The organism is Sulfuricurvum sp. (assembly GCF_028688295.1).
Lineage (GTDB): Bacteria > Campylobacterota > Campylobacteria > Campylobacterales > Sulfurimonadaceae > Sulfuricurvum.
Map to the genome: position 1 here is coordinate 1 of NZ_JAQTYM010000056.1, position 15,583 is coordinate 15,583.

At 45.6% G+C, this 15,583-nt stretch carries 16 protein-coding genes; 12 read left to right on the forward strand and 4 right to left on the reverse strand.

Annotated features, from left to right (window positions below; genetic code table 11):
* From recJ to PHR02_RS10330, 7 genes are all read left to right on the forward strand, one after another.
* Nucleotides 1-1,533 (forward strand): single-stranded-DNA-specific exonuclease RecJ (gene recJ, locus PHR02_RS10300; RefSeq protein ID WP_299991849.1); only part of this gene is annotated, 1,533 nt, incomplete at its 5' end.
* Complete coding sequence (locus tag PHR02_RS10305) at nt 1,485-1,988, forward strand: hypothetical protein (protein WP_299991852.1); 504 nt, start codon at nt 1,485-1,487, stop codon at nt 1,986-1,988. The genes recJ and PHR02_RS10305, both read left to right, overlap by 49 nt.
* A gap of 6 nt (nt 1,989-1,994) precedes the next feature.
* Nucleotides 1,995-3,038, forward strand: a complete 1,044-nt coding sequence (locus PHR02_RS10310; RefSeq protein WP_299991854.1) for a tetratricopeptide repeat protein — start codon at nt 1,995-1,997, stop codon at nt 3,036-3,038.
* Entirely contained in the window at nt 3,013-3,447 is a 435-nt protein-coding gene (rnhA, locus tag PHR02_RS10315; RefSeq protein WP_299991855.1) for a ribonuclease HI, read from the forward strand. The genes PHR02_RS10310 and rnhA overlap by 26 nt, the downstream gene beginning before the upstream one ends.
* Entirely contained in the window at nt 3,447-4,127 is a 681-nt protein-coding gene (gene rnc, locus PHR02_RS10320) for a ribonuclease III (protein WP_299991857.1), read from the forward strand. Before rnhA ends, rnc begins: the two co-directional genes overlap by 1 nt.
* Nucleotides 4,124-5,197 (forward strand): chorismate synthase, encoded by a 1,074-nt coding sequence (gene aroC / locus PHR02_RS10325; protein ID WP_299991859.1) that lies wholly within the window; start codon nt 4,124-4,126, stop codon nt 5,195-5,197. The genes rnc and aroC overlap by 4 nt, the downstream gene beginning before the upstream one ends.
* Nucleotides 5,198-5,257: 60 nt before the next feature.
* On the forward strand, nt 5,258-6,724 hold the full coding sequence (locus PHR02_RS10330; protein WP_299991862.1) for a PhoH family protein: 1,467 nt from the start codon (nt 5,258-5,260) through the stop codon (nt 6,722-6,724).
* A 41-nt stretch (nt 6,725-6,765) separates the two neighbouring features.
* Here the strand turns inward: PHR02_RS10330 and PHR02_RS10335 are convergent, their stop codons facing one another.
* The 4 genes from PHR02_RS10335 to folE form a co-directional block, all read right to left on the reverse strand.
* Nucleotides 6,766-7,740 carry an iron-sulfur cluster assembly scaffold protein gene (locus PHR02_RS10335; protein WP_299991865.1) on the reverse strand — a complete coding sequence of 325 codons (975 nt, stop codon included), beginning with the start codon at nt 7,738-7,740 and terminating at the stop codon, nt 6,766-6,768.
* 11 nt (nt 7,741-7,751) lie between these two features.
* Complete coding sequence (locus PHR02_RS10340) at nt 7,752-8,966, reverse strand: NifS family cysteine desulfurase (RefSeq protein WP_299991868.1); 1,215 nt, start codon at nt 8,964-8,966, stop codon at nt 7,752-7,754.
* A 129-nt stretch (nt 8,967-9,095) separates the two neighbouring features.
* Entirely contained in the window at nt 9,096-10,403 is a 1,308-nt protein-coding gene (fliI, locus tag PHR02_RS10345) for a flagellar protein export ATPase FliI (RefSeq protein ID WP_299991870.1), read from the reverse strand.
* A gap of 3 nt (nt 10,404-10,406) precedes the next feature.
* Nucleotides 10,407-11,006, reverse strand: coding sequence for a GTP cyclohydrolase I FolE (gene folE / locus PHR02_RS10350; RefSeq protein WP_299991873.1), 600 nt, complete (start codon nt 11,004-11,006; stop codon nt 10,407-10,409).
* Nucleotides 11,007-11,145: 139 nt separating this feature from the next.
* Between folE and tig the strand changes: the two genes are divergently transcribed.
* The 5 genes from tig to PHR02_RS10375 all read left to right on the forward strand — a co-directional run.
* A complete protein-coding gene (gene tig, locus PHR02_RS10355; protein ID WP_299991876.1) occupies nt 11,146-12,441 on the forward strand; it encodes a trigger factor in 1,296 nt (431 codons plus the stop codon).
* Nucleotides 12,442-12,446: 5 nt separating this feature from the next.
* Nucleotides 12,447-13,043, forward strand: a complete 597-nt coding sequence (gene clpP, locus PHR02_RS10360; RefSeq protein ID WP_299991879.1) for an ATP-dependent Clp endopeptidase proteolytic subunit ClpP — start codon at nt 12,447-12,449, stop codon at nt 13,041-13,043.
* Between the two features lie 9 nt (nt 13,044-13,052).
* The gene (locus PHR02_RS10365; RefSeq protein WP_299991882.1) at nt 13,053-14,096 is read left to right on the forward strand and encodes a diguanylate cyclase; all 1,044 of its coding nucleotides are present in this window, start codon (nt 13,053-13,055) and stop codon (nt 14,094-14,096) included.
* 7 nt (nt 14,097-14,103) lie between these two features.
* Complete coding sequence (def, locus tag PHR02_RS10370) at nt 14,104-14,619, forward strand: peptide deformylase (RefSeq protein WP_299991884.1); 516 nt, start codon at nt 14,104-14,106, stop codon at nt 14,617-14,619.
* Between the two features lie 91 nt (nt 14,620-14,710).
* A partial coding sequence (locus PHR02_RS10375; RefSeq protein ID WP_299991886.1) for a magnesium chelatase domain-containing protein occupies nt 14,711-15,583 on the forward strand: 873 nt, incomplete at its 3' end.

The following is a 15,583-nucleotide window of genomic DNA, read 5'->3' on the forward strand; positions in this document are numbered from 1 at the left end:
CGTTTTGAGGCGCAGAGTGAAAAACTCTCCGATATCCCCCATCCAACTCTACTCAAAGATGCCCAAAAAGGTGCCGAACGCCTCGCACGTGCTATCCGTAACCATGAACGTATCGCCCTCGTCGGAGATTATGATGTTGATGGCGTCACCTCCACCGCCATCGTTAAGCGTTTTTTTGACCTCATCCCTTATCCCTTAATCACAACGATACCAAACCGATTTACCGACGGATATGGCGTCTCTAAAAATGTCCTCGAACGTCTCGATGCGGATGTCATCTTTACCGTTGATAACGGGATCAACGCCATCGAAGCCGCAGAAGTGTGTAAGAGCAGAGGGATTGATCTGATCATCACCGATCACCATACCCCCAGTGATACATTACCAAATGCCTACGCCATCATCAACCCAAAACAGAGTGATTGCCCCTATCCGTTCAAAGAGATTTGTGGTGCACAGGTAGGGTGGCTCCTGATGGGGTTGCTCAAACAAGAACTTGGATTATCTATCGATATGCGTCAATTCTTCCCCTTTTTGGCTTTGGCGATAATCGCCGACGTGATGCCTCTGGTGGGGATCAACCGCTCCATTGTCAAAACGGGGTTGGATATGATGCAAACCTCACCTCTCGCTCCGTTTCTCCTTATACGTGATTTTCTAAACCGATCGAATGTCTCCTCCGAAGATATCGCGTTTCAAATCGCTCCGCGTATCAACTCCGCCGGACGGCTCGAAGACGCTTCCATCGCCCTTGATTTTCTCTTGGCCGAAACAACAGAGAAGGCGTATCATCAATTCGAACTTCTCACAGCACTCAACACATTGCGCAAAGAGACCGAAGCCCAAAACACCGCCGAGGCAATGATACACGTAGAACGAAACGATCCAATCATCGTCGTTGCAGGTGAGCACTGGAATGAGGGGGTTGTGGGGATCGTCGCTTCACGGCTTGTGAGCCATTTTCAAAAACCTGCCATCGTTTTGAGCATCCATAACGGTATTGCCAAGGGGAGCGGACGAAGTATCGGCAACGTCGATCTCTACACCCTCATCAAATCTCAAGAGACACATCTACAAAAATTCGGCGGTCATAAAATGGCGGCAGGACTATCGATGAGCAGTGATGCGGTAAATGCATTTCGCGACGGGATCAATGAAGCGGCAAAAATGATTAATCCTGAGGATTTTATCCCCCATAATGAGATTGTCGGAGAGCTAGAGCAGGAGATGATCAACTTTCAGCTCTTAGAGCTATTGGAGCGGTTTGAACCCTACGGCGAAGGGAATCCCCGCCCGAGATTTCTAATCCGTGAAGCCGACGTCGTAGCAGTCAAACTCTTCGGTAGTGATCAATCCCACAGCCGAATAGAGCTGCGCCCCTCACGTATAAGCCAAAAAACATTAGAACTCATCGCGTTTCGACGCACCTTAGAGTGTCCGGAAAGCAAAAAAATGTCATGCAGCTATACGGTCAACAAAAACGAATGGAACGGGCGAGTCTCTCTTCAGCTGATGGTGGAGAGGATATTTTGAGCACTCGACTTCTTTTAATTGCATTACTATTCATCGGATGTAGCTCCCAAAACACTACCCTACCCTATTCTCTCACCATTAGCGAAGAGGGGTTGGGTGCAATCCACCCTGATACTCCATTCGAGCAAATCAGCACCTCCCTAAGCGGTTTTGAGTTCGAAAAACTGAGCCAAATCTCTCCCGAACACCCTGAGATGATTTATCAAATGAAGCGAGGAGGTAGGCTCATCGCCCATATCGTCTCTGACTCCTCCGGTAAAAAGATCTCTGAAATCCATATCCTCAGCCCCCTTATCAAAAATAAACATCACTTAGGGCTGGGGGAGTTAATACCGCAAAACACCCCACTAAACTGCCGCGATGAGCTGTGTTCTTATCCTGATGAGCCGTCGCTCTACTACCGAATCGACTCAAAAACACGAACCATTCGCGAAATAACCTTTCAAAAGCTATAATACGTCATGGACACTTTTTTTATTGAATTTCGCGATCCCCTTTTCGGTGTTGTCGTTTTTTTTATCCTCCTCTTTATCCTCTCGTTTTTGAGTTATTGGTGGGGGCGGTACAAAACATCACGCGAGCATCGTGATCTCGAATCCTTTTTAGGGAAATTCGAATCGCTCGAAGAGGAGGCAAAGCTCTCCGAGCAGGTACAAACCAACTCCCTTACCAGTGAATCATGGCTTCTTCTCGCCCAAAGTTTTGAGCATCAGGGGAACTATGAGAAGAGCGTCGAGATTTATCATGCCCTCCTCTCGAAAAACCGAGACCCTCTTTTCCAAAAAGATGCTCTTCTGTTACTGGGAAAAAGCTTTTTTAAAGCAGGGTTTTTAGAACGCTCACGCCAAAGCTTTCTCCAAATACTCTCAAAATCTCCAAGAACACCCCAAGCACTCCATTTTTTAGTCCTCATTTACGAGCAGTTGCAGCAATACGACAAAGCATTAGAGGTGATGGAGTCTCTACAAGAACTCTCAACCGAAACGATCCATGAAAAACTCTATTTAGAGTGCCGACTTCTCATCACAGACCACCGTATCACTCTCGATGAGAAAGCTCAACGACTGATCGAACTTTACGAAAACCATCGTCATTTGGGATACATGATTTTCGAGTGGCTTTTCACCTACCGTCCGATTCTGGCGTGGAGCCATTTCGATCAATCCCTCAGCGAACGGCTCAGTGATGTGCTGTGGCGTATAGCAGATGAAAATCTCGATTTGGATATAATTGCAAGCAACACCTATCTACGCGAACTTTTCAGTGCGAGAGGGTCGCTGGAGCTATCCGAGGGAAGTTCGATATTTGAACTAGATATCCTCATCGCCCTACGACGCTGCGGCACCAATAAAGCTACGTTGCAGTTTGAATACACGTGTGATGAGTGTAATACGATCTCGTTCTTACCGTTTCACCGCTGTCCTCACTGCCATGCGATTGACAGCGTTCAGGGTATTATGAATCTCTCAAAGGAACGGTTTGAAGAAAATAACTCTCTTCAGTGACGGCTCGGCACTCGGTAACCCCGGGCCCGGAGGATACGGAGCGATTCTCCGCTACGGTGACAAAGAGCGGATCATCAGCGGTGGGGAAGCACATACGACAAATAACCGTATGGAGCTACTAGGGGTTATTGAAGGGCTACGTGCCCTCAAAGAGCCCTGCGACGTCACCATCATCTCCGATTCGTCGTATGTGATTCGAGGGATTAACGAATGGCTGGAGGGGTGGGTTAAACGCAGCTTCGCCAAGGTGAAAAACCCCGATCTGTGGCAGGAATATCTCCTCGTTTGTGCAGGTCATCGAATAAACGGAGTGTGGGTACGCGGACACAACGGCCATCCTGAGAACGAACGCTGTGATATCATCGCCAAAGAAGCGGCGGAAAAATTTAAAAAAGGATTGAATAACTAATGGATAACTTAACCACCCTACAAGAACGCTTAGGGTACACCTTCCAAAAGAAAGAGCTCCTTATTGAAGCGCTGACGCATAAAAGCTACAAACAGCCCTACAATAATGAGCGCTTGGAGTTTTTGGGAGATGCGGTACTCGATCTTATCGTCGGAGAATACCTCTATAGTAAATTTCGCGGATACGATGAAGGGAAACTTTCAAAAATGCGCGCATCCCTCGTCAATGAAGATGGGTTCACCGCTCTTGCCCTCCATTTAGGTCTTGGGGAGTATATTTACCTCTCCAATGCCGAAGAAAACAACAGTGGTCGCACCAAAAGCTCTTTGCTAGCAAATGCCTTTGAAGCACTCATGGGGGCAATGTATCTCGAAACCGGTTTGGGTAAAGTAGAAGAGATCACTATCAAACTTCTCGAACTGGTGCACCCTGATATCTCTCTGGATTCACTTTTCAAAGACTACAAAACCTCCCTCCAAGAGCTGACACAAGCCCACTATGGAACCACTCCTGAGTACCAGCTCATCGCCGCTCACGGCCCTGATCATAAAAAAGAGTTTGAAGTGGCTGTCATCATCGACGGAAAACGGTACGCCTCTGCGTGTGGGAAAAGCAAAAAACACGCTCAGCAAGAAGCGGCACAAATCGCGCTGGAGATGTTAAGCAAGGAGCTCAAATGAATCGGTTCGGTGAACGTTTCACAATGACGACTTTCGGTGAGTCGCACGGGAAAGCGATCGGCTGTGTACTTGATGGTGTCCCTGCGGGGCTGGCAATCGATGAAACCTTTATTCAAAGCGAACTTGATCGCCGTAAGCCGGGTCAAAACGAGTTCGCCACCGCCCGTAAAGAAGAGGACAAAGTTGAAATCCTCAGCGGTGTTTTCGAGGGGCTCAGTACCGGAACACCAATCACGCTGGTCATCTACAACACCGATCAAAAGAGCGGCGATTACACCAATGTCAAAGATATCTTCCGTCCGGGACACGCCGATTTTACCTATTTTCACAAATACGGTCTACGCGATTATCGCGGCGGCGGACGCTCAAGTGCACGCGAAACAGCGGCACGCGTCGCAGGAGGTGCAGTGGCTAAACTGATGCTCCGCTCTTTAGGGATCGAGTTTGCGAGCGGTATCAGCGCTATTCATGGTATTGTTGCCCAAAATCTCGATTTTAATTATCCAAAAAACAGTCCTATCTATGCTCTCGATCCTTCCGTAGAAGAGGCTCAAAAAGCGGCTATTTTGGAAGCAAAAAATGCCCACGATTCCGTCGGCGGAGTTGCTACGCTCAAAATCAGCGGACTTCCTATGGGCTTAGGGCAAGGGCTTTATTACAAACTCGATGCCGTACTGGCTGAAGCTATGATGGGGATCAATGCCGTCAAAGCGGTCGAAATCGGTGAAGGTATCCACAGTGCTGAGCTACGTGCGAGTCAAAACAACGATCCCATCACCCCGCATGGTTTTAAATCCAACCACGCAGGGGGGATTTTGGGCGGTATGAGCAACGGGGATGATGTCATCTTACGCGTCCATTTCAAACCGACTCCCTCGATCTTTATCGATCAAGAGAGCACTAACACCCATAACGAAAGCGTTAGTGTTTCTCTCAAAGGGCGGCATGATCCCTGCGTCGCCGTACGCGGTTCCGTCGTTGCCGAGTCAATGGCAGCACTCGTCATAGCTGATATGATACTACTCAACATGGGTTCTACTATGAGTGGAATCAAAGGGTATTACCTCTAATTTCAATATCTTTAAGCTTTGTTTCACTACCATAGAGAATTCCTATAAAAAGGGTTCTTTGTGCTGAGTACAACTCAAAATTGCTATCTCCTCGACACCTCCGTTATCCTAGATGATCCTACCAACATTTTACGAATCAGTGACGAAAATCACAACGGTATTGTTATTACCAACATCGTTTTAGCTGAACTCAACAGTAAAAAAGATGACATGCGCTCCGAAGCGGGGTTTCAAGCACGAGAGTTCTTCCGTCTCGCCGATGCGGCGTGGGGAGAACCAATCAGCTTTATCGAGCTCCCCGAATGTGTCCGTAACCATGTCGATATGGATGCGTGCAAAAATGACCGTTACTACCGACTGGCACTCAATTTTGACCGCTCATTGCATGGAGGAGAGGCCAACCTCATTGATCTCTTTATCGTTCATCGGGAAAACTATCGCGTTTCTCATAATTTCTCCGAGCCAAAAGGGATCAATGATGCCAAAATCGCTGAGATAGCCGACGATTATGATTTGACACTCCTCAGTAACGATATGTCGTTTCGTATCGCAGCCGAGATTCGGGGGATTCAAACCCAAAGCATCCGAAACAGCAGTGTCGAGGCACCCGAACAAATCGATTTTACCTACACCTATGAGTATGAAGAGACTCCATCCATTCCTACCGAGATTGAACATCACAACTTCGATCAAATCACTTTCGTCCAAAAAGCACTCAGCACCTCCTCTGAGATGTATGAAACAGGGATACAGCGCCATGCGTTTTGCTTTAACAACCAAATCGAGTGGTGTGATTTTGATCGCCGTTTTGGGGAGCATTTCAGCGATGAACTCGTCCGCCCTCTAAATCTGGAACAAAAGTTCTATTACGCAATGATGACCCACCCCCAAAACTATGTCACGGTTGTCTCAGGTTCTACCGGATCGGGTAAAACCCTTGTCGCATTACAAGCAGGATTAGAACTCGTTGAAGAGGGGATTGTTGAAGGGATCGTTTACGCCCGAAATACCGTCACTTCGAACGATCAGGCGGCGGAGCTTGGATTTAGAAAAGGGGATGAAGAACAAAAACTCGGATACTTCATGTACCCTCTCTATGCGGCCGTCAATTTCACCATCGAGCACCAAAGCAAACGCTCCATCGACGCACGGGTCGAGTATACCGGCACTACAAACTCAGTCAAACGAGAAAATGCGACCGAAGTATTTATGAAAAAATACAACATCGAAGTGATGGACATTGCTCACTTGCGCGGAACTACTATTTCACGTAAATTCGTTATCATCGATGAAGCCCAAAACATGACCAATGCGACCCTCAAACTCATCGGAACCCGAATGGGAGATGAGACGCGCCTCGTCGTAATGGGAGATCCGGGACAAATCGATCATCCATTCCTCTCCAAACGACGCAATGCCCTTGTCAGCTTGCTCAACAAAGCGCAGCATAATAACTTTATTGCAGGGATTCAGTTGAGACATACGATTCGATCTCAAGTAGCCGATTGGTTTGATAAGAATTTTTAACTAAGAGGTTCCCGCAGTAGCGGGAATGTAAAGAGAGTCTATTAAATCGGTAAAACGCGGATTTTTTGAGAAAGTTTTTCTTTGAGTGTCGCTTCAATAGCGTACAATGTCCCCGTACTTGAACTTGCACAGCCGTTACACGCACCCAAATAGCGAATATAAACATCGATATAATCAGGAGAATCTTTAATATCGATAACCTCCATATTTCCGCCGTCCATAATCAAGAACTGACGAATCGATTCATCCACAACACTGTCAATCGCTTTGATCTTCTGAACCAACGTCATCGCTTCGAAATCGCCGTGACTTCCCGCATCTGCCGCAGAGCGCATTTTCTCCTCATCCATCTCACGACGTACATCGGCGAGGATATCGACGAGATAGTACTCACGTGCTTCATGTCCGCCCGGCTTGATACACGATTTACAGAAACCGCCCGCTTTCGTGTAATCGGTGACCTGCTCAATGGTTTTAAGATCGTTAAGTTTGATTACTTCACGAAGCGTTCCGAGGCTTACACGGGCACATTCGCACACGATAATCTCATCTTCAAAGCTTGATTCGTCAACACCGAGATAGAGTCCTGCCGCTTTTTTAATAACGTCGTATGCCATAACGGAACAGTGCATTTTTTGCGGTGGAACGGCTGGCGTTTCCGGATTATCACGGAGTGACATTTCCACATCGATATTGGTGATTTTTACCGCTTCTTGAACCGTTTTACCGATACAAAGCTCCGCCATCATATCTGAACTTGCAATCGCTGTACCGCATCCGAAACTTTTGAATTTTGAATGGACAATCGTATCGGTCGAAGGATCGACTTCCCAATACAAACGGACTGCATCTCCACAGCTCTCGGCTCCGAAATCAGCAACGATAAGCTTATGTCCTGCCGCGTCACACTCCTCTTGAGTGATCTCCCCCTGATTGTTAGGGTTGTTCATCAATGTCGTTACTTTGTTAGAATACTGATCCCAAAGAGATCCGCCCAATAAATCATTTTTTGCCATAATAGAATCCTTTAGTGATGTATTCCACACTCAGCAGCTTCGCCGCCGGGAGTGGGTTGTACGATTGCGTATGAGCTTGAAATCGCGCGTAATCTTGAAACAGCGCTGCTGAAACGCTCAATAACGTAATCAATCTCTTCGTCCGTTGTAAAACGGCTAAGACTCAAACGGATACCCGTATGAGCCAACTCATTATCGGCACCGATAGCGAGCATTACGGTGTTAGCTTCGAGATCTTCCGAGGCACAGGCTGAACCGGTAGAAGCACCAATGAGGGCATTGTTCAAATCCCACAACATCCCCTCACCCTCAACTCCGCGAATCGAGATCAAAATGGTATTCGGCGTACGGTTATCGCGGTTGCCGACAACCATGACGTCACTAAGCTGTGAAAGAAGAGCATCTTCGAGACGATCCCGTTTAGCACGAATAGAAGCCATTTTTTCGGCGATATTCTCGGTTGCCAGCTCAATCGCTTTTCCCATCCCGACGATATAAGGGACATTGAGGGTACCGGATCGGCGTCCTCCCATATGTTCTCCCCCATGTAATAACGGAGTCAACTCTTGAGAATTACGAATATACAGCGCTCCGATCCCTTTTGGACCATGAAATTTATGGGCCGACATCGACATAAAATCGACATGCACATCCTGCATATCAACCGGAATTTTACCAACCGCCTGAACTCCGTCGGTATGGAAAAGAACCCCTTTCTCTTTACAAATATCCCCCATCTCTTTGATCGGGAAAATCATCCCCGTTTCATTGTTCGCCCACATGATAGAGACAAGCGCCGTTTTATCGGTGATGAAACTGCGAAGAGTATGCGCTTCAACAATCCCTTGATCGTTCACCGGAAGATAGGTTACTTTGACCCCTTGCTCTTCGAGGAATCTACAGGTAGAGAGAACGGAGGGGTGTTCGATTTCACTGGTAACGATATGGTTTTTATCCCCATTTACAATCTTATCAATCCAAACCGATTTGAGAACCCAGTTGTTTGATTCGGTAGCGCATGAAGTAAAAATAATATCATCTTTGTCACTCGCATTAATCGCTTTATACATCTGATTAATTGCTTTTGTGATAGAGGGGTGTGATGCGGTTCCAAAACGGTGTAGTGAGTTCGGGTTTCCGTAAACCTCACTAAAATAAGGGACCATCGCCTCTACGACGGCAGGATCGACCATCGTTGTCGCGTTGTTGTCCAGATAGACTTGCATGTAATGCTCCTATAATAGGGATTCTAATAAAAGACTAATTTAGTCTTGTTTAACTTTTGGGATAATAGTGCAAACGATGTTATAGTAACCTTAAGTGTTTTTTATATTTAGGAAGACTTAAGGTATGTATCAATTCCCCATCAACGCTATCAACTGATCCACCGTATCATTGAAGTCACTTTTAAATGTTGAGCCTTGAGAGAGGAACGCTTCCATTTTCTCTTTTTTAGCGATCGCTTCGTCGAGTTCCTTATCAGTTCCTTTAACATAGGCTCCGATACGAATTAGCATCTCATTCTCTTTTAAAAGTGTATAGAGACGACGAAAACGGCGCACGGCAGCAAAGTGTTCATGGGTGATGATATCATTCATGACACGCGATGCTGAGTGGAGAATATGGATCGGAGGATATATCCCAAAATCGGTCAGTTCACGGGAGAGGACGATGTGACCATCCAAAATAGATCGAGACTGATCGGCAATCGGATCGGACATATCATCCCCCTCGACAAGTACGGTGAAAAAAGCGGTGATCGAACCATTCCCTTCCTCTTTTCCTGCACGTTCCATGAGTTGCGGTAACAACGTCAACGAGGAGGGAGGATACCCTTTTGAGGTTGGGGGTTCACCGAGGGCGAGCCCAATTTCCCGCTGTGCCATCGCGAAACGGGTCACCGAGTCCATCATAAAGAGGACATCTTTCCCTTGAGCTTTAAAATACTCCGCCACACTCATCGCACTAAATGCCCCATATTTACGCATCAGAGGTGAATCGTCACTCGTCGCGACGACAAGAACGGTGTTTTCGAGATTGCCGCCAAGTGATTTTTCGATAAACTCAGGAACCTCACGCCCCCGCTCCCCGATGAGGGCAACTACTTTAATCGGAGCATCAGCACCTCGAACGATCATCCCCATTAGGGTTGATTTTCCTACACCGCTTCCGGCAAAAATACCGAGTTTTTGCCCTTTTCCGCACGTGAGAAGCCCGTCAATCGTTTTGACTCCGACACTAAAAGGCTCATCGATCATCCCCCGCTTCATTGCGGCGATAGGGGCCTTAATGATCGGCTCAAGATGGCTTCCACAAATAGGACCTTTGCCATCAATCGGGTTCATAAACGGATCAACTACCCGACCGAGTAAACCCTCACCCACTTCGATCATCATCCCCGTCTGATTCGGGTAAACTTTATCTCCGGCACGAAACCCCTCGACAAACCGAAACGGGGTGATAAAAAAACGGTTCCGCTCTACCTCGCTCACCATCCCCAGAGCCTCGGCACCGCTCACCTCCGAGACTAGCATCACGGTATCACCGATACTGACATGTAGCCCCTCAGCGACAATCACCGTTGGGCTGATTTTGGTCACCGTACCAAATACGGTAGTAAGTTTTTCAATCCCCAAACGATCTCGCAGTGCTTTTAGCGGCATCGACTAGTAACGGTTGCCGCTAGAGGAGTTGATGAGACTAAAAAATTCCATACGGGTTTTCTCATCACGCTTAAACAATCCGCGCAGCGCACTTGAGGTTGTCGTTGAGCTGATTTTTTGAACACCGCGCATCTCCATACACATGTGACGCGCTTGAATAACTACTGCAACCCCCTTAGGCGCAACCGCTTCCATTAATGCATCGGCGATCTGTTCGGTAAGCTGTTCTTGAATCTGCATCCGTCGTGCGAAAACATCGACGACACGTGGGATTTTTGAGAGTCCGACCACTTTTCCGTTCGGAATATAAGCAACATGCGCCCGACCAATAATCGGGAGAAGATGGTGTTCACACGTCGAATAAAACTCGATATCTTTAATCAAAACCATCTCATCATTGCTGCTCGCGAACATCGCCGAATTCAAAATAGTCTGAGGATCTTCTTTGTACCCGCCGAACATAAATTCATACGCTTTTAGAACACGATTCGGAGTTTTTTCCAACCCTTCTCGATTGACGTCTTCACCGACATAACGGATCATTGTTTTGACCGCTTCTTCAAAATTTTGCTGTTCATTTGCTGTTGGCATCGGCTCTCTCATCGTTAAAATTATTGCTTGCTAAACTTCTCCATTACTCTATCACGTCTTTGCTTTTATTTTAATTCAGCGTACAATTAACCCTTTTTGGATATTATTGCCACCATTTAGTCTAATACAAGACGTCAACAAAAGGGATTCAATGCAAATTACAACGAACAAAATTGACTCAGCCAATGCGAAAATTAACGCGGCTATCACTCGCGGAACTATCGATTCAAACATCGAAAAAATCGCCAATCAGATCTCAAAAGATGCAAAAATTGCCGGTTTCCGTAAAGGGAAAGTACCTCTCAGTGCGGTAAAAAAACAATACGGTGAGCGCCTTGTTCAAGATGCTGAAGCACAAGCATTGCGTGATCTTTTAAGCGCAGCTCTTGAAGAGATGTCAATCGCTCCAGACACCTTGATCGGTGAGCCTCAAATTGCTAAATTTGAGAAAACAGAAAACGGTATTGACGTTGAAGTAGTTATCGCAACCCGTCCGGCAATCGAACTCGGTGATTACCTAGCAATGGTTCCGGATGTTGAAAAACCTCTCATTGATGATGCAGCCGTTACAACACGTATTGAAGAACTCGCATCCGCTCAAGCTCCATTAGTAAACGTCGAAGAAGATCGTCCATTGATCAGCGGCGACAGCGCATTGCTTGATTTCGAAGGTTTTGTAGATGGTGAAGCGTTCGAAGGTGGCAAAGCAGAAGGATTCTCACTTCGTCTTGGAAGTGGACAATTCATCCCAGGCTTTGAAGATCAAGTGATCGGAATGAAAAAAGGGGATGAAAAAACCATCGCGGTAACCTTCCCTGAAAACTACGGCGGAGCTGCACTTGCCGGTAAACCTGCCGAATTCAAAGTAAAAATCCATGCGATCCAAGCTAAAGAAGCAGTAACATTAGATGACGAACTTGCTAAAAAAATGCTACCTGGAAACGAAGATGCAACGCTTGAAATGCTTAAAGAAAAAGTAAAAGAGCAACTCGAAACTGAAGCAATGAGCGTCAAATACAACGATGAGCTCAAACCAAACCTTATGGAAACATTCGTAAGTGCTTTCACTATCGATCTACCAGAATTCATCGTTGAGCAAGAGATGGATATGGCTCTTAATAAAAAAGCGCGTGATTTGAGCGAAGCACAACTCGAAGAGCTCCGTAATGATGCAGAACAAGTAAAAGCTATGCGTGAAACTTTCCGCGAAGATGCTTGCCGTGCAGTCAAAGCAACCTTCATTGTTGATGCGTTGGCAAAAGCAGAAAACATCACTGTAGGTGAACAAGAACTTCTCCAAACCATCTATTACGAAGCAATGCAAATGGGTCAAGATCCTGCTGCAGTCTACAAACATTACCAAGATTCCGGTTACCTTCCGGCAATTCAAATGGCAATGATTGAAGATCGTGTACTCAGCAAATTACTTAACGATAAAATCAAGTAATCACGATGAGCTACATCCCTTACGTCATTGAAAAAACAGGGCGCGGCGAACGCTCGTATGATATCTATTCACGTCTTCTAAAAGACCGTATTATTATGCTCAGCGGTGAAGTACACGATGGTGTTGCCTCATCCATCGTGGCACAGTTATTGTTTCTCGAAGCTGAAGATCCACAAAAAGATATCTATTTTTACATCAACTCACCGGGTGGTGTTATTACCTCTGGGATGGCAATTTATGACACCATGAACTACATCCGTCCTGATGTCAGTACCATCTGTATAGGACAAGCGGCATCCATGGGAGCATTTTTGCTCAGCTCCGGTGCAAAAGGGAAACGTTATGCCCTCCCACATGCACGTATCATGATTCACCAACCTCTGGGTGGTGCGCAAGGGCAAGCAACCGATATCGAGATTCAAGCCAAAGAAATTTTGCGTATGAAAGCGGAACTCAATGAAATCCTCGCTAAAAACTGCGGCCAAAGTGTCAAAAAACTTGAAAAAGATACCGATCGCGATAACTTTATGTCAGCGGCAGAGGGCGTAGAATATGGTATCATTGATGAAGTATTAGTTCAAAAAGAAAAAGAAGAGAAATAAAGGTTATCAATGGCGAGCTTGGCTGATTTAAAACGCTCTCAACTGCGCCAAAAAGGTACTGAAGAAAGCACGCCTATAAGTGCTAAATCACTGAGTGATCCCACCAGTGATTTAGAAATTTTTGCCAAAGAGGTCCTTAGTGCCCTCATTTCCGATAACCTTCCACCTACTCCCAATAATTTTGCCCTCTATTTTGATCGTATATTAGAAGATAAGAGCGAGAGCCTTCGTCGCCAAATAGGGACTATTTTAGAGTTCGAAGAAGATGATCAAAGTGAAAAAAGCATTGAACTTGAAAAAACACTAAAACAGGGATTTTCATCAGTCAAAAGCATTTTACAACTGAGTGCAACACTCTATAAAAACATCTCTTTAATGGAAAAAATACTCGAAAAGCGAAGTGAAGAGATTAAAAATGTCCCTTCACTCAGCGGGGCAAACGATCTTCTCTCGTCCCTTTCCAATGATGTTGGGAAACTCAGTAACATTCTGAAAAAACAAGTTACTCACATGAAAACGATCTATGAAGAGACTGCAACCATCGTTAAACAAGTAGAAAATGAAACTATTTTTGACAATCAATACGGTGTTTATAACAAGCGCTATCTCATTGTTAAGCTCGAACAAGAACGTAATCTTATCGATGAATTTAAACACAAAAGTTCCCTTATCACCGTCCGCCTCTCAAAAGAGACATCCAATACGATGCAAAGTGAAAAAGCGCAACAACTTATGGTTCGTACGGTTGCGAGACTTCTTCTTAAAACATCACGCAGAAGCGATATCGTTGCCCATTATGGAGAAGGTACGTTTGCGATGATTCTAAAACACACCGATATCGAAAGCGCCAAACGTGCTTCTGAACGCCTTTATGACCTCGTAGCTTCTAGTAATTTTTTCCTTGCTGAGCAAGAAATTCAACTCCGCATTGCCATCGGTGTCGCTGAACTTAATGCATCCATCGGAGTCGAGCAACTTCTTATGTGTACCCTCAATGCAATGGATACAGCTGATGGAAATTCAACCCTTCGCTATATGGTTTGCAATTCGTAAGGTCCCCATGATTCTTCCAATTATTACTTATCCCAACAAGCAACTCAAAACCCGTTCAAAAGAGGTTGTCACTTTTGATGCACTTCTTCACCGATTTCTAGATGATATGTTTGAGACCATGATGAGCTCAAATGGAATCGGATTAGCCGCTATTCAAGTTGCTAACCCAATCCGTGCACTTATCCTTTGCATTCCCGATGAAGAAGGGAATCAGCATAAAGAAAATATACTCGAAGTTATCAATCCCGTTATGCATCAACAAAAAGGGAACGTTCTCTACCAAGAAGGGTGCTTAAGTGTCCCCGGTTTTTACGAAGATGTTGAACGTTATGAAACACTCACATTGCACTACCAAAACCGTCATGGAGAGGCCTGCACCCTAGAAGCAAACGAACTCTTGGCGATTGCTATTCAACATGAGATCGACCATTTAGAGGGGAAACTTTTCATCGAAAAGCTCACCTACAATCGCCGCAAAAAATTTGAAAAAGAGTACAAAAAAGCCCTCAAAGAGAAAAAATAATCCTCCTATAAATATTGCATTTTGCAATATTTATACCATAATTACATCAATTTGCTACAATATCCGTTAAATACTATTTTGGAATATACCCATGAAACAACTACGGTGCGCTACTTTTGAGGGAATTGATGCTGAGAGCGTTGAAGTGCAATTTACCGCTACTAAAGGGCTTCCAGCTTTTAGTATCGTTGGGATGGCAAACACTGCTATCACAGAGAGTAAAGAGCGGGTAAAATCAGCTCTGCTGAGCAATGACTTTACCTTCCCCCCTAAACGGCTCACTATCAACCTTGCGCCAAGTGATTTACGTAAAGAGGGCTCACATTTTGACCTTCCCATTGCCGCATTAATCGCATTAGGAAACTTTGAGGGCGATTTATCCGAGTGGTATGTGTTTGGTGAGCTTGGACTCGATGGAAGTGTCACGGAAAATACCCTACTCTATCCCATCATCCTCTCTCTCGCGAATCAAGGTGCCATTACTCGCGCTATCGTCCCTAATGTGAGCCTGCCAAAACTCTCCAAAATTCCTAATATCACGTTTTACGGAGTCGATACCCTAACTGATACCCTTAATCTATTACGCTCAGACACACTCCCTGAAGCAAAAGCGCATCTGAGTACTTTTGATTTTGATCATTTAATACATGATGAAAAAAGTTACTACTTTCACCAACACTATCCTCTCGATTTTATCGAGATAAAGGGGCAAGAGCACGCCAAACGCTCCGCACTCATAGCTGCAGCGGGAATGCATAATCTCCTCCTAGAGGGCTCACCGGGAAGCGGTAAATCGATGATAGCTAAACGGCTCGTTCATATCATGCCACCTCTTCATAATAACGAAATATTAGAATGTGCCAAACTGGAGATACTTGAGGGAAAAGAGCCGACTTTTACCCCATCGCGTCCCTTTCGTTCCCCTCACCACTCCAGTACAGGCGCCAGTATTTTCGGTGGTGGA